Source organism: Rhizobium sp. S163 (assembly GCF_030380805.1).
GTDB lineage: Bacteria > Pseudomonadota > Alphaproteobacteria > Rhizobiales > Rhizobiaceae > Rhizobium.
In genome coordinates, this window is the sequence record NZ_JAUDSA010000003.1 from 1,085,052 (window position 1) to 1,108,297 (window position 23,246).

24 protein-coding genes are annotated in these 23,246 nt (G+C 61.7%); 17 read left to right on the plus strand and 7 right to left on the minus strand.

Translation table 11 applies throughout. From position 1 onward, the window contains the following. Nucleotides 1–30 precede the first annotated feature (30 nt). The 4 genes from QTL96_RS05545 (at nucleotide 31) to QTL96_RS05560 (ending at nucleotide 3,469) form a co-directional block, all read left to right on the plus strand. The gene (locus QTL96_RS05545) at nucleotides 31–1,179 is read left to right on the plus strand and encodes a PQQ-dependent sugar dehydrogenase (protein ID WP_289726985.1); all 1,149 of its coding nucleotides are present in this window, start codon (nucleotides 31–33) and stop codon (nucleotides 1,177–1,179) included. Between the two features lie 125 nt (nucleotides 1,180–1,304). Then, complete coding sequence (locus QTL96_RS05550) at nucleotides 1,305–2,219, plus strand: DMT family transporter (RefSeq protein ID WP_289726986.1); 915 nt, start codon at nucleotides 1,305–1,307, stop codon at nucleotides 2,217–2,219. Between the two features lie 463 nt (nucleotides 2,220–2,682). Continuing rightward, nucleotides 2,683–2,898, plus strand: a complete 216-nt coding sequence (locus QTL96_RS05555) for a cold-shock protein (RefSeq protein WP_018897410.1) — start codon at nucleotides 2,683–2,685, stop codon at nucleotides 2,896–2,898. 136 nt (nucleotides 2,899–3,034) lie between these two features. Further along, complete coding sequence (locus QTL96_RS05560; RefSeq protein WP_018897409.1) at nucleotides 3,035–3,469, plus strand: BA14K family protein; 435 nt, start codon at nucleotides 3,035–3,037, stop codon at nucleotides 3,467–3,469. A gap of 90 nt (nucleotides 3,470–3,559) precedes the next feature. On the opposite strand, the gene QTL96_RS05565 is transcribed toward QTL96_RS05560, so the two are convergent. Continuing rightward, nucleotides 3,560–4,210 (minus strand): MBL fold metallo-hydrolase, encoded by a 651-nt coding sequence (locus tag QTL96_RS05565; RefSeq protein ID WP_289726987.1) that lies wholly within the window; start codon nucleotides 4,208–4,210, stop codon nucleotides 3,560–3,562. A 196-nt stretch (nucleotides 4,211–4,406) separates the two neighbouring features. Here QTL96_RS05565 and QTL96_RS05570 point away from each other — a divergent pair, with 196 nt between their 5' ends. From QTL96_RS05570 to QTL96_RS05590, 5 genes are all read left to right on the plus strand, one after another. Then, complete coding sequence (locus QTL96_RS05570; protein WP_289726988.1) at nucleotides 4,407–5,018, plus strand: DUF1236 domain-containing protein; 612 nt, start codon at nucleotides 4,407–4,409, stop codon at nucleotides 5,016–5,018. Nucleotides 5,019–5,341: 323 nt separating this feature from the next. After that, nucleotides 5,342–5,851, plus strand: coding sequence for a MarR family transcriptional regulator (locus QTL96_RS05575; RefSeq protein WP_026282797.1), 510 nt, complete (start codon nucleotides 5,342–5,344; stop codon nucleotides 5,849–5,851). Beyond that, nucleotides 5,852–6,553: a response regulator transcription factor gene (locus QTL96_RS05580; protein ID WP_289726989.1), complete on the plus strand. Its 702-nt coding sequence runs from the start codon at nucleotides 5,852–5,854 to the stop codon at nucleotides 6,551–6,553. It begins immediately after the preceding gene. Between the two features lie 26 nt (nucleotides 6,554–6,579). Beyond that, on the plus strand, nucleotides 6,580–7,956 hold the full coding sequence (locus QTL96_RS05585; RefSeq protein ID WP_289726990.1) for a HAMP domain-containing sensor histidine kinase: 1,377 nt from the start codon (nucleotides 6,580–6,582) through the stop codon (nucleotides 7,954–7,956). Between the two features lie 7 nt (nucleotides 7,957–7,963). Continuing rightward, on the plus strand, nucleotides 7,964–8,545 hold the full coding sequence (locus tag QTL96_RS05590) for a DUF1349 domain-containing protein (protein WP_289726991.1): 582 nt from the start codon (nucleotides 7,964–7,966) through the stop codon (nucleotides 8,543–8,545). A 47-nt stretch (nucleotides 8,546–8,592) separates the two neighbouring features. On the opposite strand, the gene QTL96_RS05595 is transcribed toward QTL96_RS05590, so the two are convergent. The 4 genes from QTL96_RS05595 to QTL96_RS05610 all read right to left on the minus strand — a co-directional run bounded on the left by QTL96_RS05595 (nucleotide 8,593) and on the right by QTL96_RS05610 (nucleotide 10,935). Next, nucleotides 8,593–8,934, minus strand: coding sequence for a tRNA-binding protein (locus tag QTL96_RS05595; RefSeq protein ID WP_018897401.1), 342 nt, complete (start codon nucleotides 8,932–8,934; stop codon nucleotides 8,593–8,595). Nucleotides 8,935–8,944: 10 nt separating this feature from the next. After that, nucleotides 8,945–9,766 (minus strand): pyrroline-5-carboxylate reductase, encoded by an 822-nt coding sequence (proC, locus tag QTL96_RS05600; RefSeq protein ID WP_289726992.1) that lies wholly within the window; start codon nucleotides 9,764–9,766, stop codon nucleotides 8,945–8,947. 1 nt (nucleotide 9,767) lies between these two features. Further along, nucleotides 9,768–10,268, minus strand: coding sequence for a YbjN domain-containing protein (locus tag QTL96_RS05605; RefSeq protein WP_026282796.1), 501 nt, complete (start codon nucleotides 10,266–10,268; stop codon nucleotides 9,768–9,770). Nucleotides 10,269–10,662: 394 nt separating this feature from the next. Continuing rightward, a complete protein-coding gene (locus QTL96_RS05610; RefSeq protein WP_047506065.1) occupies nucleotides 10,663–10,935 on the minus strand; it encodes an accessory factor UbiK family protein in 273 nt (90 codons plus the stop codon). A gap of 193 nt (nucleotides 10,936–11,128) precedes the next feature. On the opposite strand from QTL96_RS05610, the gene lgt reads away from it, so the two are divergent. The 7 genes from lgt to QTL96_RS05645 all read left to right on the plus strand — a co-directional run bounded on the left by lgt (nucleotide 11,129) and on the right by QTL96_RS05645 (nucleotide 17,762). Continuing rightward, on the plus strand, nucleotides 11,129–11,977 hold the full coding sequence (gene lgt, locus QTL96_RS05615; RefSeq protein ID WP_181459272.1) for a prolipoprotein diacylglyceryl transferase: 849 nt from the start codon (nucleotides 11,129–11,131) through the stop codon (nucleotides 11,975–11,977). Between the two features lie 23 nt (nucleotides 11,978–12,000). Continuing rightward, nucleotides 12,001–13,101 carry a class I SAM-dependent methyltransferase gene (locus QTL96_RS05620; RefSeq protein WP_289726993.1) on the plus strand — a complete coding sequence of 367 codons (1,101 nt, stop codon included), beginning with the start codon at nucleotides 12,001–12,003 and terminating at the stop codon, nucleotides 13,099–13,101. 95 nt (nucleotides 13,102–13,196) lie between these two features. Further along, on the plus strand, nucleotides 13,197–13,991 hold the full coding sequence (gene pgeF / locus QTL96_RS05625) for a peptidoglycan editing factor PgeF (RefSeq protein ID WP_112980137.1): 795 nt from the start codon (nucleotides 13,197–13,199) through the stop codon (nucleotides 13,989–13,991). A gap of 5 nt (nucleotides 13,992–13,996) precedes the next feature. Then, nucleotides 13,997–15,148 carry a Xaa-Pro peptidase family protein gene (locus tag QTL96_RS05630; protein ID WP_289726994.1) on the plus strand — a complete coding sequence of 384 codons (1,152 nt, stop codon included), beginning with the start codon at nucleotides 13,997–13,999 and terminating at the stop codon, nucleotides 15,146–15,148. Nucleotides 15,149–15,261: 113 nt separating this feature from the next. Then, complete coding sequence (locus QTL96_RS05635; protein ID WP_289726995.1) at nucleotides 15,262–16,122, plus strand: hypothetical protein; 861 nt, start codon at nucleotides 15,262–15,264, stop codon at nucleotides 16,120–16,122. A gap of 106 nt (nucleotides 16,123–16,228) precedes the next feature. Further along, entirely contained in the window at nucleotides 16,229–17,161 is a 933-nt protein-coding gene (locus QTL96_RS05640) for a ribose-phosphate pyrophosphokinase (RefSeq protein ID WP_018897392.1), read from the plus strand. A gap of 88 nt (nucleotides 17,162–17,249) precedes the next feature. Beyond that, nucleotides 17,250–17,762, plus strand: a complete 513-nt coding sequence (locus QTL96_RS05645; protein WP_289726996.1) for a Kazal-type serine protease inhibitor — start codon at nucleotides 17,250–17,252, stop codon at nucleotides 17,760–17,762. A 166-nt stretch (nucleotides 17,763–17,928) separates the two neighbouring features. On the opposite strand, the gene QTL96_RS05650 is transcribed toward QTL96_RS05645, so the two are convergent. Both QTL96_RS05650 and QTL96_RS05655 read right to left on the minus strand, forming a co-directional pair. Further along, the gene (locus QTL96_RS05650; protein WP_289726997.1) at nucleotides 17,929–19,380 is read right to left on the minus strand and encodes a hypothetical protein; all 1,452 of its coding nucleotides are present in this window, start codon (nucleotides 19,378–19,380) and stop codon (nucleotides 17,929–17,931) included. 82 nt (nucleotides 19,381–19,462) lie between these two features. Next, nucleotides 19,463–22,243, minus strand: a complete 2,781-nt coding sequence (locus QTL96_RS05655; RefSeq protein ID WP_289726998.1) for an EAL domain-containing protein — start codon at nucleotides 22,241–22,243, stop codon at nucleotides 19,463–19,465. 390 nt (nucleotides 22,244–22,633) lie between these two features. Between QTL96_RS05655 and QTL96_RS05660 the strand changes: the two genes are divergently transcribed. Next, nucleotides 22,634–23,242 carry a 50S ribosomal protein L25/general stress protein Ctc gene (locus QTL96_RS05660; RefSeq protein ID WP_289726999.1) on the plus strand — a complete coding sequence of 203 codons (609 nt, stop codon included), beginning with the start codon at nucleotides 22,634–22,636 and terminating at the stop codon, nucleotides 23,240–23,242. Nucleotides 23,243–23,246 lie beyond the last annotated feature (4 nt).

Below are 23,246 nucleotides of genomic sequence, written 5' to 3' on the forward strand. Positions count from 1 at the left end.
CATTTGTAAGCTGGCATTAGGGGATGGGGAATGAGATCAGTTTCGACACTTGGATTAGGCGTGGCGCTGGCTGCGGTCATCGTGCAGTCCGCGCCCGTCATGGCGGCCGACACGGTCGAGACCAGGAAGGTGCAGGTTCAGGTCGAAACGATCGCCTCGGGGCTGGAGCATCCATGGGCGGTGGCTGTCCTTCCTGACGGCGGCTATCTCGTGACCGAACGCCCGGGCCGTTTGCGGATCGTCCGCGACGGCAAGCTCTCAGCGCCGATATCCGGCGTCCCCAAGGTCTACGCCAGAAGCCAGGGCGGTCTGATGGATGTGGAACTGGCACCCGATTTCGCGACCTCGCGAACCCTCTATCTCACGGCCGCGACCCCGGGTGACGGCGGCTCCGGCACCGAAGCCTTCAGCGCCACGCTTTCAGCCGACGGAACCGCACTTGAGAACGTCAAGTCGATCTTCAAGATGCGCAAGTTCACCAGCGGCGGCATCCAGTATGGCTCGCGCATCGCCATCGCCAAGGATGGCTCGCTCTTCATCAGCGTTGGCGACCGCGGCGATCGCGACCGCTCGCAGGATTGGCAGGACGATGCCGGCTCGATCGTCCATATCAACGCCGACGGCAGCATCCCGAGTGACAACCCCTTCAAGGATGGCGCCAAGGCGCTGCCGGAAATCTGGTCGAAGGGCCACAGGAACCCGCAGGGCATCACCTTCGATAGCGCCGACGGCAAGCTCTATACCGTCGAGCACGGCGCGCGCGGCGGCGACGAGATCAACGGCATCGAGCCGGGCAAGAACTACGGCTGGCCGATCATCACCTACGGCCGCGACTATTCCGGCGCCGAGATCGGCGAAGGCACCGCCAAGAAGGGCCTGGAGCAACCACTCTATTATTGGGACCCCTCGATCGCACCGGGCGCTGTCGCCATCTATCGCGGCAAGATGTTTCCGGAATGGAATGGCGACTTCCTGGTCGCAGCACTGAAATTCCAACTCCTGTCGCGCATGCAGCGCGATGACAGCGGCGCTTTCGTCGCCGAGGAGCGCATCTTCGACGGCGCCTATGGCCGCATGCGCGATGTCGTGGTGGCGCCCGATGGCGCGCTTCTGATCGTCACCGACGAGGACGACGGCACGCTGCTGCGCGTCTCCCGGGCACCCGCCAACAACGGCTGATCTAGGCCGCCAACGTCGCCTTGCTGCGGTCGAACGAAACTGGTAACGGTCGCCCATCTCGACCAGTTCCTTTTCGGCCGCAAAGCGCTAACCCCGTCTGGCCGACCTCCCAGATTGAGGCTTACATGACGCGCATACAGGCGAACCTTGTTCTATTGCTGGCCGGCGCCATCTGGGGCGGCGGCTTTGTCGCGCAGTCGACGGCGATGGAAACGATCGGGCCGCTCTGGTTCGTCGGCCTGCGCTTCGCCATTGCCACCGTCGCCGTGCTCCCCTTCGCGCTGATCGAGGCGCGCAAGAGTAAGGTCAAGACCAGCGGGCGCCACACGATGCTCTATCTGCTGATCGGCCTCACCCTCTTCGGCGTCATGATCACCCAGCAGATCGGCCTCCAGACGACGACGGTCACCAATTCGAGCTTCCTCACCGGGCTCTACGTCGTGATCGTTCCGATCATCGCCGTGGTTTTCCTGCGCCGGGCGCCACACTGGATCGTCTGGCCGGGCGCCTTGATGGCCTTGACCGGCATCTATCTGCTGTCAGGCGGCGACATGTCGGCCCTGTCGCGCGGCGATATCCTGACGATCTTCTGCGCGGTCTTCTCCGCCGGGCAGATCACGCTTGCGGGCATCATTGTCTCCGAGACCGGCCGAGCCTTGACGCTGTCGGTGGCGCAGTTCGCCGTCACCGCCGTCCTGGCGCTGGGCGCCGCTGTCATTGTCGAACCCATCAGCTGGGCAGCGATCTGGGACGCGGCGCCGGAAATCCTCTATGTCGGCATCTTCTCATCGGGCGTCGCCTTCTCGCTGCAGATCATCGGCCAGCGCTACACCACCTCCTCGCAGGCGGCCATCTTCCTGTCGTCCGAAGCGCTGTTCGGCGCGGCACTCGGCGCTCTGGTGCTGGGCGAGAAGATCTCGCCCCTCGGCTATGTCGGCTGCGCGCTGATGTTCGCGGCAATGCTTCTAGTTGAAATCGTCCCCGAGATAGCGCGTCGACGTCGTCAAAACGGCCTGCTTATCAGCCAAAATCCGGGCTGAAGCCGAAAATATGAAAAAAAGTTTAACGTTCGCGAGGTCGCGCACACGTTGTAATTTTGGCAAAATCTGCTCCTAAAATATATTGCTCGCGATACAAAACGTTATCCAGAGGCGACTGATGAGTGCTTTTTTTCGTCAGAGCGCAGAACCCACCCGGAATTGGCGCGCGAGGCAGCGTTGCGTCGGAAAACTTTTGCTTGCCAAAAGTGAATAATCGCAGCAATCTCGTGGCGTTCGGGCATTTTGCGAGCATGGGAAGTCCTTAAGATTGTGCGCGCCGGAGACGCTAATACTCCGGTCGGTTGGTTCTAAATAAGCAGGCGGAAGTTCTGCGGAGAACTATACTGATTTAGAGGGGACCTTTTTCTCACAATTCAATAATTGCCTGTTAGCGTCTCCGTGAGGAGGCAATATCAGTATGCTGCCCGTGTGGATGGCGGGCAGAGATCAAAGGACCTGACGCATGGCCGAGACTGGGACTGTAAAATTCTTCAACACCGACAAGGGCTTCGGATTCATCAAGCCTGACAAGGGCGGCGCGGACATCTTCGTTCACATTTCCGCCGTGCAGGCTTCCGGATTGGCCGGACTGACGGAAAACCAGAAGGTTAGCTTCGACACCGAACCGGATCGTCGCGGCAAGGGCCCGAAGGCCGTCAACCTGCAGATCGACGGCTGATAGAGCCACTCTTGCAATCGAGTTGAAGCCCGGCGGGCCGCCGGGTTTTATCGTTCAGCCTGCATTCAGCCGCCAGCCGTTAACTTGCCATCATCAAGGTGCAAAACCGGCTAAGAGTTTGAACAGGACAGAACACATGAATAGCCTTGCCAAGACCCTTCTTCTGACGGCAACCGCGGCTGCCATCACATTCTCGTCGATCGGCGTCGCATCGGCTGACGACTGGCGCTATCGCCACCACCATAACAATGATGCATGGGTCGGCGGCGCTGTCGGTCTGGCAACAGGGTTGATCGTCGGCTCGGCGATCGCCAATGCTCCGCGCTACGACGAACCCCGCTACATCGATCCGCCCTACGCCTATGACGACGGTCCGGTCTACGCAGCACCTCCCCGCTATTATCGCCCGGCACCGGTGCGCTACTACCAGCCGGCTCCGGTTCGCGTCGGCGTCGAGCCGTGGACCCCACAGTGGGAACGTTACTGCTCCTACCGTTACCGTTCGTTCGACCCGCGCAGCGGCACCTTCATCGGCAACGACGGCCGCAGCCACTTCTGCGTCGCCAACTGATCGAACGCCGATCGTTCATGCACGAAGCGCCGCTTTTCAGCGGCGCTTTTGTTTTGTGCGGACTTTGCCCGCTCTGATCCCCTGCCCGGCTCAAAGCCCCTGCAGATAAGGATTGCCGCGCCGCTCGTCGCCGATCCGGCTGCCCGGGCCATGGCCGCAGATGAAGCCGACCTCGTCGCCCAGCGGCAGCACCTTGTCGCGGATGGAATCGAGCAACTGCTGGTGGTTTCCGCCGGGAAGATCGGTGCGGCCGATCGAGCCGTTGAACAGAACGTCGCCCAGATGCGCGAACTTCTGCGCCCGGTTGAAATAGATGACATGCCCCGGCGCGTGGCCCGGCGTGTGATAGACCTCGAACACATGCTCGCCGAAAGACACCGTATCGCCATCCTTCAGCCAGAGATCCGGCTCGACATTCTGCATCTGGCCAGCTGGCAGCCCGTATTTCTCCGCCTGCGTCTCGATCCGTTGCAGCAGCGGCAGGTCGTCCTCGTGCGGGCCGATGATATCGACACCAAGCGCTTCCTTGAGCTCCTTGGCCCCGCCGGCATGGTCGAGATGGCCGTGGGTCAGCCAGATCGCCTTGATCTTCAGCCCATTCTGCTCGATCCCCTGCAGGATATTGGCGACATCCCCGCCCGGATCGATCACCACGCCTTCCTTCGTCGCTTCATCGAAAAAGATCGTGCAGTTCTGCTGAAACGCTGTCACCGGAATGATCCCGGCCTGGAGCATGCTCATGGGGTGCCTCGCTTTATGTCTTGCGCAGTTCGTCCGTCTCGATGTCGATATAGTCGCAAACGCCGGCGCGTGCAGCCTCGATTTTGCCGAGCGCTCCGTCACGCCGCAACGACAAGTGTAATCTCCTGTGATCGCGGTCGGCGGAACCTCCCCTTGTTCCGGGCGTTACCAACCCGTCTATAAAAGGAGACCCACGATGACCATGAAGCGAAATCTTTTCCTGGCAGGCGCAATGGTTCTGGCGTCCGCCGGCCTCGCCCGCGCGGAAATGGCCGCAACGGCCATCAACGATCTGACCATTCACGCCGGCCCCGGCGAGCAGTATCCCGCTGTCGGCGTTGCGACGCGCGGCTCCGAAACCATCCTCGACGGCTGCGTCGCCGGCAGCCAGTGGTGTCGTGTCGATGTCAACGGCATGCGCGGCTGGGTTTACGCCCAGTATCTGCAGATGGACCAGGACGGCAACCAGGTGATCGTCCAGCAGCACCAGTCCGATCTCGATATCCCCGTTGTGACCTATGAAACCACGGCAGCGACCGGCCCCGCCGAACCAGCTCCGGGCGACGAACTGCTCGGCCCGGTCGGCTCGGTCGAGACGATCGAACCGCCCCAGACGGTCACTACCTATATCGAGAGCAACCCTGGCCGCACGGTCGATATCGGCGGTGACGTCGTGGTCGGCGCACAGGTTCCCGGCACCGTGACCTTCCAGGAAATCCCTGACTACCAGTACCGCTACGCTCGCATCAACGACCGTCCTGTACTGGTCGATCCGGGCACGCGCCGTATCGTCTACGTCTACAACTAAGACCTGAATTCACGGACAGCAAAGGCGGCCACCCGGCCGCCTTTTTCATGCGCGCTCGCCAGACGGCTGTGAACTCGCCGCAACGCTCGCGTCATGCCTGTTGATTGTTGCCGCAAATATGCCTCTTAATCCAATCACGCAGGGGAATTGCGTATCGCATGGGGAGTTTTGCGCGGGGCATCTCGGTTCGACTGACAACACCGATCTTCTTTGCACGCGCGAAAGCCGGAAACCGACAGACACTGGAACATATGTCATCATTGCTGACCTATGGTCCCGCGTGCTCCGGCCAAACGGCGCAGACTAGGAAAGGAAATGCCAAATTGGCACGACAGAGCAGCCCGAGAGCCGGCAGGCAGGAGCCCAAGCCGGAGCCTTTGACCAAGCCGTTGGAAAACACCGAAACCATCGACTTCGACATCATCGAGCTCCTGTTTTTCTCCTATCGGGACTTCGTCTCCGATCCGGATGCCATCCTGGCAAAGAGCGGCTTTGGACGTGCGCATCACCGCGTGGTGCATTTCGTTAACCGAAACCCCGGCATGACCGTTGCCGATCTCCTGGATACGTTGAAGATAACCAAACAGAGTCTCGCAAGGGTACTCAAACAGCTTATCGATTCGGGGTATATTCAACAAAAAGCGGGGCCTGAGGACCGACGCCAGCGCAAGCTCTATCCCACCGCCACTGGCCGGGATCTGGTGCTTGCACTCGCCGAGCCGCAATCGCGCCGTATTGAGAGAGCATTCGACGGGGCGTCTCCGGAGATAAGGGCTGGCGTCAAGGCCTTCCTGAGTGGCATGCAGAACAGACAAAACTCGAAAGCGGACTGAATGGCGGCGAAGATAGTGATTTCGGACGATGCGGCACACTTGCTCGTTGTGGATGACGACACGCGCATTCGCGCGCTGCTCAACCGCTATCTGAGCGAGAACGGCTTCCGTGTGACGGTTGCGGCCGACGGCGCCGAAGCACGCCGCAAGCTTGGCGGCCTCGATTTCGATCTGATCATCATGGACGTGATGATGCCCGGCGAATCCGGCATCGACGTCACCAAGAATCTGCGCATCATCAAGAACGTGCCGATCATCATGCTGACAGCGCTCGCCGAATCCGACAGCCGCATTGCCGGCCTAGAGGCAGGAGCCGACGATTACCTGCCCAAGCCCTTCGATCCGCGCGAACTCGTGCTTCGCATCAACAACATCCTGCGCCGCAACGTCTCCGGCGATGCGCCCAAGATCGAACAGGTCATGTTCGGCCCCTACACATTCTCGCTCACCCGCCGCGAGCTCAAGAAGGCTGCCGAGATCGTGCGCCTGACCGACCGCGAGCAGGAAATCATGCTGCTTTTCGCCAAGCGCGCCGGCGACACCATTCCCCGCCACGAACTGATCGGCAACGATGTCGATGTCGGCGAGCGCACGATCGACGTGCAGATCAACCGCCTGCGCCGCAAAATCGAGGACGACCCGTCAAATCCGGTCTGGCTCCAGACGGTTCGTGGTATAGGATACCGCCTGAGCATCGATTGATGATCCGGGACCCGGAAAGGCTCTAGATGGTAACATTCGATTCCCTGCGACGCGAGGACCGCTCGCCGGTTTCCGGCTGGCGTTGGTTCACCCGCCTGCTGCGCCGCCAGCTGCCCAAGGGCCTTTACGTCCGCTCGCTGATCATCATCATCATGCCGATGGTGCTCCTGCAGTCCGTCGTCGCCGCCGTCTTCATGGAGCGGCACTGGCAGATGGTCACCCAGCGCCTGTCGATGGCCGTGACCGCCGATATTGCCGCGATCATCCAGATGATCGAGACCTACCCGCAGGATACGGACTACAGCGAGGCCACCCGCATCGCCCGCGACCAGCTCGGCCTGCAGATCTCGATCGAGCCCGATGGCGAGCTCCCCCCGCCCCGCATCAAACCGTTCTTCTCCATTCTCGATGGGATTCTGAGCGACGAAATCCGCGACCAGATCAAACGCCCCTTCTGGATCGACACGGTCGGCGATTCCAATCTCGTCGAAATCCGCGTAAAGCTAGACGGCAAGATCCTGCGCGTGCTCGCCAAGCGCAATCAGACCTACGCCTCCAACACCCATATCTTCATCGTTTGGATGGTCGGCGCATCGCTGGTGCTGATCACCATTTCCATCCTGTTCCTCAGAGGCCAGATCCGCCCGATCCAGAAACTGGCGGCCGCCGCCGAAAGCTTCGGCAAGGGCCAGAAGGCCGAAAACTTCTACCCGCGCGGCGCTGATGAAGTCCGCCGCGCCGGCCTCGCCTTCATCCTCATGCGCGAGCGCATCGAGCGCCAGATGGAACAGAGAACGGCGATGCTGACAGGCGTCAGTCACGACCTGCGCACCATCCTCACGCGCTTCAAGTTGCAGCTGGCGCTCGCCGGCGACAATCCCGACCTGCAGGGCATGAGCGACGACGTCAACGACATGCAATCGATGCTGGAAGCCTACATGGCTTTCGCCCGCAGCGAGGTCGAGGAAGATGTCGGCGAGCTGAAGCTGAGCGAGCTGCTGTTGAAGCTTGAGCCGGACTTTGCCCTGCACAAGAAGACGCTCACTTATTCAATCGAGGGCGACGACGATATCGTGGTCCGGCCGAACGCATTCACGCGCCTCGTCACCAACCTTGCTTCAAATGCGCGCCGCTACGCCGCGACCCTCAACATTGAGGCCAAGCACGGCGCCAAGTGGCTGACGATCGTGTTTGACGACGACGGCCCCGGCATTCCCGAACAGAACCGCGAGGACGTCTTCAAGCCCTTCTTCCGCCTCGACGAGGCACGCAATCTCGATGCATCGGGAACGGGTCTCGGCCTTGCCATCGCCCGCGACATCGCCCGCAGCCATGGCGGCAACGTCACGCTCGGCGACAGCCCCGCAGGCGGCCTGCGCGCCGTCATTCGCATCCCGGCCTGAGGTCACGATGGCGATCGATTTGACGGACATGACCTGGCTCAACCCGCCACCCCTCGCCGAGCAGCGCGACGACGGCCTGCACGTGCGCTCCGGCGAGAAGACTGATTTCTGGCAGGGAACCTATTACGGCTTCCACCGCGACGATGGCCATTTCCTCCATCGGTCCCGCGACGGCGACTTCACCGCTGAGCTGAGCTTTTCGGCGGATTACCAGGCGCTCTACGATCAGGCGGGCATCATGCTGCGCGCCGACGCGACGCACTGGATGAAATGCGGGATCGAATATACCGACGGCGCCCGCCACTTCAGCGTCGTCGTCACCAACGGCAATTCCGATTGGTCGGCATTTCGCATTGACCATGATTTCGCAAGGCTGTCGGTGCGGGTCACGCGCAATGGCGATGCGCTGTTCATCCAGTACAGCACGGACATGATGGCGGATTGGCGCATGGCGCGCCTCGCCTGGTTCGACCCGAAATTTGCGGAATTGATGGTCGGCCCCGTCTTCTGCTCACCGCAGCGCGCCGGTTTCGAAGCCACGTTCCACGACTTCAGCCTGTCGGACCCGATCTCGCGCGACATTCACTAGACCGTCGGTATTGAAACGCCGGGCACAAGGCCACGGCGCTCCAGCAATCACATGATCTTCTTGCCGTTTGGCACCGGCTTGTCCGGCGCCGCGAGCACGATGGCGCCGGCCTCGTCCTCGAAGCCGAGCGTCAGAACCTCGGAGCGGAACGGCCCGATCTGCCGTGGCGGGAAATTGACCACGCACAGCACCTGCCGACCGACGAGCGTCTCAAGCGTATAGTGCACGGTGATCTGCGCCGAGGACTTCTTGACGCCGATCTCGGGTCCGAAGTCGATCAGCAGCTTGAAGGCCGGCTTGCGCGCCTCCGGAAACGGATTGGCCTCGATCACGGTGCCGACACGGATGTCGACCCGCTCGAAATCGCCGTAGGTAATTTCTTCGGTCATAAAAATCGCCTCAGTCTGCGAGTTCCTCGGCGCGCTTGCGAGCGGCCGAAAGCGCCTTGTCGAACAGCGGCTGCATCGCATCGTCAGCCATCAGCACCGAAAGCGCCGCCGCCGTCGTGCCGCCTGGCGACGTCACGTTCTGGCGAAGCTTCGATGCGTCGTCGGGGGACTGGTGCAAGAGTTCACCAGCCCCCGCGACAGTTTCCCGTGCAAGCCGCATGGCAAGGTCCGCCTGCAGGCCAAGTTTGCGGCCTGCTTCTGCCATGCACTCCACGAGATAGAAGACATACGCAGGACCACTGCCCGAAAGGGCTGTAACGGCATCGATATCGGATTCGGAAGGCACCCACTCCACGGGTCCGGAGACCCTGAGCAGCGCATGCACCTGATCACGCTGGTTCTGGCCAACGCGTTGATTGGCAAACGCGCCGGTGACGCCGCGGCCGACCATGGCCGGCGTGTTCGGCATGGCGCGAACCATTGCCGCTTCGCCGAGATGGGATTCGAGGAAACCGAGCGTCTTGCCCGCCGCAACCGAAACCACGACCGTATCGTCGGCGACGGCGCTCTTCACGGAGGGAAGCACGGCGTCCATCACCTGCGGCTTCACTGCCAGAAACAGCACACCGGCCTTCAGTTCGGCGGGAAGCGCCGTCACATGCCTGGCGCCCGCCTCGTTGATCGTTGCCATCATCTGGGCCGAGGGGCCGGGATCGACGACGACGACGGAGGCACCGGGCACACCGTTCTTCAGCCAGCCGGAGAGCATCGCGCCCCCCATGTTGCCGGCGCCGACAAGAACGATTGGACCCGAGGACGACAGACCGGACATGTTACGCTTCACCCACGGTTTCGAACAACACGGCTTCCATGGCGCGGTTGGCGTCCATGCCGGACCAGATCACGAACTGGAACGCCTGATAATAGGTCTCGCAGGTATCGAGCGCGCTCGCGAGCAGCACTTCCACCTGGCGGTTCGTCGGCTCAGCGCCGCCGGCAAGCAGCAGCGACTGGCGGAAGATGATCACATCCTCCTGACGCCAGACGTCGAAGTGACCCATCAGCACCTGACCGTTGATACCGGCCAGAAGCTTCGTCACTTCATTCATGCGCTGTTCGGGGATCTTGATGTCGAAGGCGCAGCCGAGATGCAGCGCCTCGAATTCCTCCATCCAGGAAAAGGAGACGTGATAATCCGTCCACTTGCCCTCGACCGTCATCGCGATTTCGTCGTCACCCGACCGCTCGAAAGCCCAGTCGTTGTGGGCGGCGACGTACTCGATCATATCGACCGGGTTCGATTGACGCTCGACTTCCAATTCCATGAGGCTCATGCAGCACCTTCTTGACCGGAGTGAATGCGTAACGACTTCGTCCAACGAGACACAAGCGAACACACGCAACTAACCCGGAAACCACCAACCCAGATGACCGTTGAACCGCTACCAGACTTACGCAGTGAACCTGCCCGGAGCTTACCAACTGCTTCGAATCATCATTTAAAATCAGTGTATAACGCACCCGGTGGTGTGCCAGCCCCCTGAGGGCCGTTTTAGGGAACGCCACTGTGGAAAGGTGTTGGGAATTGGATTCAGAAGGAGGGTATAAACGACTCTGCCCATTGGCTTTTTTGGCAGTGTCCACAGGTGGATAAACACACCCGCTTTTTTAGCCGAAGCAGCGGTGTGTCTCTCAAAGGCCACACCGCGCCCTGTCCCCAAACGGGATTTACTTGCCCTTGGCGGCCGGCTTGGATTCGAGCTTCGCCTCGAGCGCGGCGATACGCGCCAGCAACGCATCATTTTCGTCACGCGCCTTGATCGCCATCTCGCGCACGACCTCGAACTCTTCCCGCTTGACCACGTCCATGCTGTTCAGCCAGCGTTCGGCCTGCGCGTTGAACATCGTCTCGACTTCCTTGCGCACGCCCTGGGCGGCACCTGCGGCATCTGTCATCAGCTTTGCGAACTCGTCCATGATGCGGTTTGCGCCTGTCGTCATGGCGGTTTACTCCCTTTGAAATAATGGCTTCCGGCCGCTCTCGGCCCTCAGGAATGAGGTAGGGCTTCGCCGTTAAGGATGCAAGCGCTTTGCACTGGATAAGCGGTCGCACTTATCTCGCATCACTAACAATCAACTTGACCCGCTGTTATGGCAAGGCCATCTTCCGCCCACATCAACGGATGGGATTACCTTGCAGACAGCTGCCGACCTTATGGCCATCATGCCGTTCCCCAATATCGACCCGATCGCCTTTGCAATCGGGCCCGTGGCCATTCACTGGTACGGCCTGGCCTATGTCGCCGGCATCATGATCGGCTGGTACTACGCGCGCCTCATCGCCGCGAACGACAGCCTTTGGCCCGGCAATGTCTCGCCGATCACCAAGGCGCAGCTCGACGATTTCGTCGTCTGGGTGGCGCTAGGCGTCGTCCTCGGCGGCCGCATCGGTTATATCCTTTTCTACGACATGCCTGCGATCATCGAGAGCCCGATCCGCGCCATCCAGATCTGGAACGGCGGCATGTCCTTCCATGGCGGCCTGACCGGCACGACGATCGCCATGATCATCTTCGCCAAGCGCAACAAGATCCCGCTCTGGAACCTCTTCGACATCGTCGCCGCCGTCGTTCCCGTCGGCCTCTTCTTCGGCCGCATCGCCAATTTTATCAATGGCGAGCTCTGGGGCCGGTTGACGGACGTGCCGTGGGCCGTGGTCTTCCCGACCGGCGGCCCTTTCGCGCGCCATCCGAGCCAGCTTTATGAAGCGGGCCTCGAAGGCATCGTGCTGGTTCTCGTGCTCGCCGCCCTCATCTACGGCATGAAGGCGCTGAAGACCCCAGGCTTCGTCGCCGGCGTCTTCGTCTGCGGCTATGCGCTGTCGCGCATCTTCGTCGAGTTCTTCCGTGAACCTGACGCACAACTCGGCTACCTTCTCGGCACCAACTGGCTGACGATGGGCATGGTCCTGTCTTCGCCGATGATCCTGCTGGGCCTCTGGGCCATGATCCGCGCCCGTCGTCAGGCTGCCCTGCAGTCCTGATCGCGGCACCGGAGGAGGAGAACATGACCACCGCACTCGGTGAGAAGATCAAGGCGATCATTCAGGCGAACGGTCCGATCAGCGTCACCGATTATTTTTCGCTGTGCCTCGCCGATCCCGAATACGGATATTACAAGACGAAGGAACCCTTCGGCAGCTCCGGCGACTTCGTCACCGCGCCCGAGGTCAGCCAGCTCTTCGGCGAGATGATCGGCGTCTTCATCGTCCACGCATGGCAGCGCCACGGCACGCCGTCGGATGTGAAGCTGGTAGAGATCGGCCCCGGGCGCGGCACGATGATGTCGGACATGCTTCGTGTCATCGAGCGCCTCGCACCGCCGCTCTTCGAAACGATGAGCGTCCATCTCGTCGAAACCAGCCCGCGCCTGCGCGAGGTGCAGGCGGAGACGCTCGCCGCCCATCAGGGCAGGATCAGCTGGCACGACGGCTTCGACGAAATCCCGCCGGGCCTCACCCTGATCGCCGCAAACGAACTTTTCGACGCCATCCCCATCCGCCAGTTCGTGAAGACCGCCACCGGCTTTCGCGAACGCATGGTCGGCCTCGACATCGATGACGAACTGTCCTTCGGAACCGGCGTCGCGGGTATCGACCCGCAACTGCTCCCTGAGCAGGCAGCGACCGTGCCGCTCGGCACCCTCTTCGAGATCGCCCCTGCCCGCGAGTCCGTCATGGTCGCCATCGCCGATCGGCTGAAGGCCTTTGGCGGCACGGCGCTGGCGCTCGACTACGGCCACCTGATCACCGGCTTCGGCGATACGCTGCAGGCCGTGCGCATGCATGAATTCGACCCGCCGCTCGCCCACCCAGGCGAAGCCGATCTCACCAGCCACGTCGATTTCCAGGCACTTGGCGAGACTGCCGTGGCGGCCGGGCTCCACGTCAACGGCCAGCTGCATCAGGGCGACTTCCTGGTGGGCCTCGGCATCCTCGAACGCGCCGCAGCCCTCGGCCGTGACCGCGAACCCCGCACCCAGCAGATCATCCAGGCCGCCGTCGACCGCCTGGCCGGCGAAGGCGAGGGAAAGATGGGGGAACTCTTCAAGGTGATGGCCGTTTCCCATCCCGCCATCGATCTGATGCCGTTCCGTTCCGTGGATTGACAGGGCGCGCGCGGCGGGGTCAACATCGCCGCAATCGACAGCGCTTCGTCCGGCACACCGTCTGGGCGTCGCTAAAGCAAATCTTGGAATGACCGATGACACATGCGCCCTCCCCGGAACCGATCCAAAGCGCGCTGCTGAACGAAGCGACGGGCGACACAATCCAGCACGGCTATTTCACCCGCCAGGGCGGCGTCTCCGACGGCATCTATCGCGGCCTCAATGTCGGCCTCGGCTCCAACGATGAGCGCGCCAAGGTCGAGGAAAACCGCAGGCGCGTCGCCGGCTGGTTCGATCTGCCGGTCGAGCGGCTGGCAACCGTGCATCAGGTGCATTCGCCCGACGTCGTGGTGGTCGATGCCTCCTATGACGGCACCCGCCAGCCGGCCGACGCGCTGGTGACCGCAACCCCCGGCATCGCGCTCGGCGTGCTCGCCGCCGATTGCGGCCCGATCCTGTTCGCCGATCCGGAAAACAGGGTTGTCGGCGCGGCCCATGCCGGCTGGAAGGGTGCCTTTACCGGCGTGCTCGAAAACACCATCGATGCCATGATCAAGCTCGGCGCCAAGCGCGAGGCGATCGTCGCCTGCCTGGGCCCATCGATCAGCAAGGCAAGCTACGAGGTCGGTCCCGAATTCGTCGAGCGCTTCGTCAGCGAAAACGGTGACTACCAGCGCTACTTCACCCCGTCGGAAAAGCCCGGCCATTCGATGTTCGACCTCCCGTCCTTCACCATCGATCGGCTACGCGCCGCCGGCGTCAAGGCCGAAAGCCTCGGCGTCTGCACCTATCCCGACAGCGAACGCTTCTTTTCCTACCGACGAACGACACACAGCCAGGAACCGGACTACGGCCGACAGATTTCGGCAATTGCCATAAGGGAGATGTGACCGGTATGGGCCTACACTTCGAAACCTCCGAATTCGCCGATCGCCTCGTGCGGCTGACGCAACAGATGCAGGAGGAGAAGCTCGATGCCCTCCTCCTCTTCGCCCAGGAAAGCATGTACTGGCTGACGGGTTACGATACCTTCGGCTACTGCTTCTTCCAGACGCTGGTCGTCAAGGCCGACGGCACCATGGCGCTCCTCACCCGTTCGGCCGACCTGCGCCAGGCGCGGCAGACGTCGATCATCGAGAACATTCATATCTGGGTCGATCGCGTCAACGCCGACCCGACGGTCGATCTCAAGAACCTGCTGGTCGAGATGGACCTGCTCGGCGCGCGCATCGGCGTCGAATACGACACCCATGGCATGACCGGCCGCATCGCAAGGCTTCTCGACACGCAGCTGATGGCCTTCGGCCAGATCTCCGACGCCTCCTACCTCGTCAGCCGCCTGCGCCTGATCAAGAGCCCGACGGAGATCGCCTATGTCGAGCGCGCGGCAGCCCTTGCCGACGATGCACTGGACGCGGCCCTTTCGCTGACAAAGGCAGGCGCTGATGAGGCAGCTATCCTCGCTGCCATGCAGGGCGCGGTCTTTGCCGGCGGCGGCGATTATCCCGCCAACGAATTCATCATCGGCTCCGGCGTCGATGCCCTGCTCTGCCGCTACAAGGCCGGTCGCCGCAGGCTCGATGCCAACGACCAGCTGACGCTGGAATGGGCCGGCGCCTACGCGCATTACCACGCCGCGATGATGCGCACGATCGTCATCGGCGAACCGAGCTATCGCCACCGCGAGCTCTACAATGCCTGCCTTGAAAACATCCAGGCCATCGAAACCGTGCTGAAGCCGGGACATACATTCGGTGATGTCTTCGATGTCCACTCGAAAATCATGGAGGAGCGCGGCCTCTCGCGTCACCGCCTGAACGCCTGCGGCTACTCGCTCGGCGCCCGCTTCTCGCCCTCCTGGATGGAGCACCAGATGTTCCACGTCGGCAATCCGCAGCCGATCGAACCTGGCATGTCGCTCTTCGTCCACATGATCATCATGGATTCCGACAGCGGAACGGCCATGACGCTGGGCCAGACCTATCTCACGACGGCCGACGAGCCAAAGGCGCTGTCGCGTCACCCGCTCGACTTCATCAACCTCTGAGTGACCACCCTTTAGAATCGACAATTGACATTGCAGTGCCCCGACCGTCATAAAGTTGGCCGGGGCATATGCCGCGTGGAGACACGCGCACGGAAAGAAGGATGACACGAGGGATGACGCGACTTGCGACAGCGCCCACGCTCATCGCCTGCCTTGCCCTGCTTTCCGCCTGCAACACCACGGATGCCCTCACGCCCCTCGTCGACATCGGCGACACCTCGGGCAGCATCCGTTCGACGCCGGTCACCCAGGGCGAGGTCGAGCGCATGGCCGGCACGCCGCACCGCGCCCAGGCTTTTGCGTCTTCGCCGCGCGAGGGCGGCTATCACCCCGCCTATGTCGAGCAGGACACCACATCCGGCCCCATATCGGGTCGCGGCGCTCCGCCGACGACGATGCAGGCCCAGGCCTACGCGCTGGATGGCCAGACAGAGCAATCGCCAAGAGCGTCTGCCGCCATCCGCAGCCAGCCTCTCTCCGAGCCGGTCTCCGACACCGTTTCCGAACCTGTATCCAACGCCCAGGCCGAAGAGCAGGACATTGCCGACGCGGAAGCCAAGGAAAAGGCAACCGAGCCGAAGCGCACGGCGATGCTGACGCCATCAGGCGCATCGACCGTCCGCTTCCTGCCGATCATCGGCGCTCCGGTGCAGGCCGTGACGCCCCTGTCGCGGCAGCTCGGCGCCGAGGCCCGCTCGCACGGTCTCTCCATCAAGAGCTCCAACGACAACAGCACCGCCTTCATCCTCAAGGGTTACCTCTCGGCCTTTTCCGACAGCGGCAAGGTCACGGTGGTCTATGTCTGGGATGTGCTCGACAACAGCGGCGCCCGGCTGCACCGCATCCAGGGACAGGAGAGCGTTCCCTCGCAGGCCCAGGATCCCTGGGCCGTGGTTCCGGCCTCCGTCATGCAGCAGATTGCGTCCAAGACGATCACCGAGTTTTCCTCGTGGCGGGACGCCCGTGGCGGTTAAGCCACAAGCTTTTTGGAAATATAAAGGCGCAAGTCGCCTTTACCCTTGCATTCGGGAACAAGCTGGCTAAAAAGCGCGGCTATCAGCAGGCAACAGGCGGACCAAGATGAAGGTTTTCGCAGGCAATTCGAACCGGCACCTCGCCGAAGAGATCTGCAACTATCTTAAAGTGCCCTTGGGCAGAGCAACGGTCCGAAGATTTGCCGACCAGGAAATCTTCGTGGAAGTCCAGGAAAACGTACGCGGCGAGGATGTCTTCCTCGTCCAGTCGACGTCCTTCCCGACGAACGACCACCTGATGGAATTGCTCATCATGATCGATGCGATGCGCCGCTCGTCGGCCCGCCGCATCACCGCGGTCCTTCCCTACTTCGGCTACGCACGCCAGGACCGCCGCGCTTCGGGTCGCACGCCGATCTCGGCCAAGCTCGTCGCCAACCTGATCACCGAAGCCGGTGCCGATCGCGTCCTGACGCTTGATCTCCACGCCGGTCAGATCCAGGGCTTCTTCGACATCCCGACCGACAACCTCTATGCCGTGCCGATCCTGACGCGCGACATCAAGGCCAATTACGACATCTCCAACGTCATGGTCGTTTCGCCTGATGTCGGCGGCGTCGTGCGCGCCCGCGCGCTCGCCAAACGGCTCGACTGTCTGCTGTCGATCGTGGACAAGCGCCGCGATCGCCCGGGTGAATCCGAAGTCATGAACATCATCGGCGACGTCACCGGTAAGGACTGCCTGCTGATCGACGATATCGTCGATTCCGGCGGCACACTCTGCAACGCGGCCGACGCGCTGCTGGCCAAGGGTGCCGCAAGCGTTACCGCCTACATCACCCATGGCGTTCTGTCGGGCGGTGCTGTGACCCGCATCACCAATTCGAAGCTGCGCGAGCTGGTCATCACCGACTCCATCCAGCCGACGACGGCTGTCCAGTCGGCGCACAATATCCGCGTGCTGACCACCGCGACGCTGATCGGCGAAGCCATCAACCGCACCAGCCAGGAAGAATCCGTCTCCAGCCTCTTCGACTGAGGCTATCAGGACTTTCTCTCCGCCCTTCCTCCCCCGCTCCAATTCGGCTAGGATTATCAATGATATCCAGCCGGCGGGAGGAAGAGGCATGGCAAGACTACTGAAATCTCCGATCAGACTGGCGATGCTGGTCATCCTTCCAGCCCTCTCCGCCTGCACCGCGGACATGGGTCCCGGCTATGGACCAGGCCCTGGTTACGGACCCGGACCGGGCCCAGTTCGTCCGGCGCCACCGCCGCGCCCTCGCCCACCGCAGCCGCAAATGTGCACCATGGAATACGCGCCCGTCTGTGGCGAACGTGGCGGACGCACGCAGACCTTCGGCAATGCCTGCCAAGCCAACAGCAGCGGCTTCAGGATCGTCGGTCGCGGCGAATGCCGCGCCGGCCCGCCGATGACGCCGGGACCCGGCCCTCGCCCGCCCCGTCCGCGCCCTCCCCATGAAGACCCGATGCCGCCACAGCGGCCGGGTGGCATCTGCACGCGCGAATACCGGCCCGTTTGCGGCGAGCGCGGCAGAGAGATCAGGACATTTTCGAATTCATGCGAGGCAGGCAATGCGGGCTTCCGCATCGTCGGTCAGGGCGAATGCCGCCGCTGATTGCGCTACTCCAGTGAGCAATTCCAGCAAAAGTGCAGCGCGGTTTGCGTCCGGAATTGCGTAATAACAAATAGATAGAGCATTTCTGCGTTTCGAAGAAAGGCTGAAATGCTCTGACCCGCAGCAGGTTTCCGGCCCACGAATGGGGCCGGAAACGACTTGGGGCTCAGTTCGCGCCCTTGATTACCTGGCCGTTGACCGTGATCGACCCATCGCGTGCGACGTTGACGTCCCAGCGCTGACGACCATCCGGATCGGTCTTGCCAAAGCCCTTGACCATCATCAGGCCGAAGGAAACCTGGTTGAGGTCGGGATTGCTCTTGGCCAGTTCCTGGATAGCGGTGATCGTCTTGTCGAAGTCGCGCGCGACAATCGAGGCGTTCAACGAATAGGCCGTGGTCGACTCCGGAATGCCGCGAACATCACCCGAGATCTCCGCATCGTAGACGCTGGAGCGCGCCGAAATCTTCGGGAAGGCAACGACGAACTCGCCATTGGTCAGGAGCTTCTCGAAAGCCTTGTCGCTTTCCGCCTTGCTCTTCTTGTCGTCTGTGAAATCGACCTTCATCAGTTCGTCGCCGACGGCCGCGATGTTGAGTTCCGGAAAGGCGAACTGCATGTCCACCTCTTCGGGAACGAAGGGCGCATACATCTCAGGCAGCAGAGCGCTGTTGAAGCTGATCTGCTTGGCAGCCATGCCGACATCGAAGCGCATCGCATCGCTCGGACCGCTCATGCCGATCGTGTAATCGACGCTGTCGGCGCCACCGCTGCCGGCAACGCTCGACACGCTGACCTTGTTCATGGTCACCGTCTCGTTGAGGCTCGACATCAGCGGGAACGACTTGCGCACCAGCTCCTTGATCTCTTCGCTCTCGGCGCGCTTGAGCTTCTTCTCATCGGCGTGTTCGATGATGAAGGCGAGGATCGCGCGGAAATCGTTGATGGAAACGCCATTCACGGCAGCCGCGAAATCCACCGAGTCGGCGCGGATTTCAACCGGCGGCACTTCCTTGCCGCTGATCTTCTCGACAAAGCCGTTCATCGTGCCGCTGCCGGCGAAATTGGTGCGGCCCTTCATCTCGCCGTCCGACGAGGTCATCTTGTAAGTCGACGAGCCGGTCTCGACGCTCACCTCTTCCTGCTCGGTCTTCGACGAGAAACGAAGCGCCTTGCTGGAGAAGTCGCCGGACTTGAGATAGCTGATCGCCGGGTCGAAGACGCCGTTCGAAATCAGGGAATCGATGACGTAGGTGAATTCGGTGTTCGGCTGGCCGGGCGCCTTGAACGTGCCGGTGACGTCGAGCGAGTTGTTGCCCTCGATCGTCCACAGGCCGCTCTCTTCGGGCGTCGCGAAGATCGACCACGGGTTCAGGCCCTTGATGGAGAAATTCTTCGGGTCGGCCTTCTTCAACAGCGCCGCGAAGTCGTAGACGATCTCGTAGCGCGTGCCGGCCGGGTTGACGGTCACGAAGCCCTTGGCTGCATCCTTCGGCAAGAGCTTCGACAGGTTCGCCTCGATCTCCTTGGCGCCCTTCTGGTTGATATCGACCGCCTGAGACGTCGAAACCAAACCGAGAAGAACGACAGCCGTCGCCGTTAGGGTCTTGAGTTGCATGCTGAATTTCTCCCGTACGATTTGAGGTCGCATGTGACGGCTAGGCCCCCGCCCTGTCAACCCGGCAGTTGCATGCGCGGTCTCAGGCGGCGATCTTGCGCGGACGCATCGGCATCGGCCGGCCGAGCAGATAGCCCTGCGCCTCGTCGCAGCCTTCGTTGAGCAATATCCCAAGCTGAACATCCGTCTCGACACCTTCCGCGAGGACTGGAATGTTGAGGCTTTGCCCGAGCGCCAGGATAGCGCGGATGATCGCCTTGGCCTGTTCGCTGGTCTCGACCTCGTTCATGAAGCTGCGGTCGAGCTTGATCTTGTCGAACGGAAACGCGCGCAGCGTTTCCAGCGACGAATACCCCGTACCGAAATCGTCGATGGCGATCGATACGCCGAGATTCTTGACCTGACGCAGCGTCAGCAGTGCGCGGTCCTTGTCGACGATGATCGACGATTCGGTGATCTCGAGCTCCAGGCGCCATGGCTCGAGCCCGGTCTCGAACAGGACCGCGTGCACGAGATGCGCGATATCCTGGTGACCGATCTGGACGGGCGACAGATTGACGGCGATTTTGTGCTTGTCGGCCCAGCCGGCAGCCTCCTTGCAGGCTTCGCGCAGCACCCATTCGCCGATCGGAACGATCGCGCCGCATTCCTCGGCAACCGAGATGAACTCGCCCGGCGGTACGTTGCCCCGCGTCGGATGGTTCCAGCGCAGCAGCACCTCGTAGCCGGTGATCTCGCCACTCGATACCGATTTCTGCACCTGGTAGTGCAGGTGCAACTCGTTGCGTTCGATGGCCAGCCACAAGTCGCTCGCCATCTTGCGGCGGTCTCGCGCCGCCTCGTCCATTGCCACTTCATAGAAGCAGATGCGCTCGGAAAGAGTCGCCTTTGCGCGGTACATGGCAAGATCGGCATTGGCGAGCAGCATTTCGCCGGTCGAGCCGTCCTGCGGATAGATGGCGACGCCGATGCTGGCGTCGGGGTTGATGTCGAAGCCTTCGATCTTGAACTCGCCCGTCAGGCTCGCCTCCAGCCGTGCCACGAAATCATGCAGATCGGCGATATCGGAAAACTGCTTCAAAGCCGCGAATTCATCGCCGCCGAACCGGGCGACGAATTCGTCTTCACCGAGAAGCGCACTCATGCGGTCGGACAAGGTGACCAGCACCTGGTCGCCGGCGTGATGGCCGCGCTGATCGTTGATTTCCTTGAACTTGTCGAGATCGATGCCGATGACGGCAACCTTCGTCCCGGCACGCTTGGCGACCGCCAGATCCTGCAACAGGCGCTCGGAAAATTCGGAGCGGTTGGGCAATCCCGTCAACGCGTCGTGACGCGCCATGAAAGCGATCTTCTCTTCCGAGAGCAGTCGTTCCGTGATGTCTTCATAGGTGGCGACCCAGCCGCCATCGAGAAGCATGTTCAGGTTCAGCTGGATCGACCGGCCCTCAGCCGCCTTGTGCACGATCGAACGCTCGCCAGATCTTAGCGCACGCATCAGCTTTTCGTAATGCTCGGACGCGCGCTTGGCCACGACCTCGGGATCCGAGAAATGAATCTCGTAGCCGATCGTGATGATCTCCTTGTAGGTCATGCCGGGGCGGATCGCTCCCCGCTCGAATTCGAAGATCTCGCTGTAGCGGCAGTTGGCAAGCACGAGGCGTTCCTCGGCATCGAACAGGCAGATGCCCTGCGAGACGTTCTCGAGCGCGAGATCGAGATTGCGCGAGACCTCCTTGAGGCGGTCGCGGTCGGCCTTCTGCTCGGTCACGTCCTTGGTGATCTTCGCGTAACCGGCGATCTCGCCGTCTGCACCCCAGATGGGATCGATCACGACATGCGCCCAGAATGACGTTCCATCCTTGCGGAACCGCCTGCCCTCTTGCTCGAATTTCCCCTCGGTGCGTGCCCTCAAAAGCGCGCGCTGCGGCAGGCCAGCCGCGCGTTCCTCTTCGGAATAGAACCGCCCGAAATCCTCGCCGATGATTTCGTCGGCTGTGTATCCCTTGGCGCGCTCGGCACCCGCATTCCAGTTGGCGACCCGGCCATCCTTGTCGAGCATGTAGATCGCGTAGTCGGTCACGCCCTGCACGAGCATCTCGAAACGCGCCTCGCTCTCCTTCGTCGAGCTCTCCGCCCGCATCGCGAACAGGGCCGCGGCGAAACCGGACGCAATCATCGACAACGAGACCGACAGCAGCGTGACGACCATGAAGCCGGTGGACATCGTCTCGCTCGGATCGATCGCCGGTCCCGGACCGGGCACGATCGTCAGTGCCGCCATGGCGGTGAAGTGCATGGCCACGATCGCGGCGCAGACGGTCGCGGCCGGCACAAGCAGCTTGCGCGCGTCAGCCTTGATATCGGGAAGCAGATAGAAGCCGATGGCCGAGATGACCACCGCGCAACCCATAGAGGCAAGCACCAGCGACTGGTCCCAGAGCATGCTGCCGGGAAACTGCACGGCCATCATGCCGAGGAAATGCATGGACGTAACGCCGACGCCAAACAACACACCCGCGAAACCCCGCCGCACCCTGCTCTCCGCGCCAGCCGCAAACGCCACCGCCGCGAGCGTCGCGACAACGACGAGCACCAGCGACGTCAATGTCTCCGACGTGTCGTAACCGACCACCACGCCGCTGTCATAAGCCAGCATCGCCACGAAATGCGTTGCCCATATGCCGAAGCCGCCGGCGGCACCGCCCATCAGAAGCCAGATCAGGCGCGCGACCTTGACGGTACTCCGCGCTCTTTGCAGCAGCGTCAGCGCGGCGAGGCTCGATAGTAAGCACAGGCATCCGGCCAAAACGACCAGCCTGAGATCGTGCATGTAGGCAATGCAGTTAAAAACGGTAAACATGAGATATCCGGACCAATTTGCCGTTTCGCTTTCATATGCGGCCGCTTAAGAAACCAATAATTCCGGCACCCCAAGAATTCTTGACGATTGCTAATCGCAACTGTCATTAATGCTCCGTCAACGGCGGCTGATCTTGGGTTTTGATTGGCGCGCGGCGCGGATGCTTAAGTTGCATCAGCCCATGCTAAAGAACAGATGCGCGGCATCGCTGCATCTGCACTCCTCTTGCGCGCCGCAACTCTTGCCATTCCGCCGCAACTAGACTATAGCGCACGCGTCCGCACAGACACCCTTGGAGGCAATGCGGATGAGGATGGGGAAACCCGCCTCCAGTTCAGCGACAGGCGATGCCTGCGCCGAGCTCTCCAAATAACCTCGGAAGGAAAAGTCATGAGCCACGAAAGCTACGAGCTCAAGGCCGAGGCGCGCGAACGGGTTGGTAAGGGGTCCGCCCGTGAACTTCGCCGCAATGGTCTCATCCCGGCTGTCATCTATGGTGACAAGCAGGCCCCAGTTTCGATCTCCCTCAGCACCAATGAGGTAACGAAGCGCATCCACGCTGGCGGTTTCATGACCACCATCGCTACGATCGACGTCGACGGCAAGAAGTACAAGGTTCTGCCGAAGGACTACCAGCTCGATCCGGTCCGCGACTTCACCATGCACGTGGACTTCCTGCGCGTATCCGGCAACACCGCCGTTACCGTTGCGATCCCGGTTCACTTCATCAACGAAGAAAAGTCCCAGGGCCTCAAGGTCGGCGGCGTTCTGAACATCGTTCGTCACGACGTCGAAGTTCATTGCCCGGCTGACGCGATCCCGGAATTCTTCAACGTTGACCTCAGCGGCAAGAAGATCGGCGACAGCATCCACATCTCCGAAGTCACTCTGCCGAAGGGCGTGACCACGGTTATCGACCGCGACTTCACCATCGCTACGATCGTTGCTCCGGCAGCTGGCGTATCGGAAGAAGAAGAAGCTGGCGAAGCTGAAGCTTGATCCT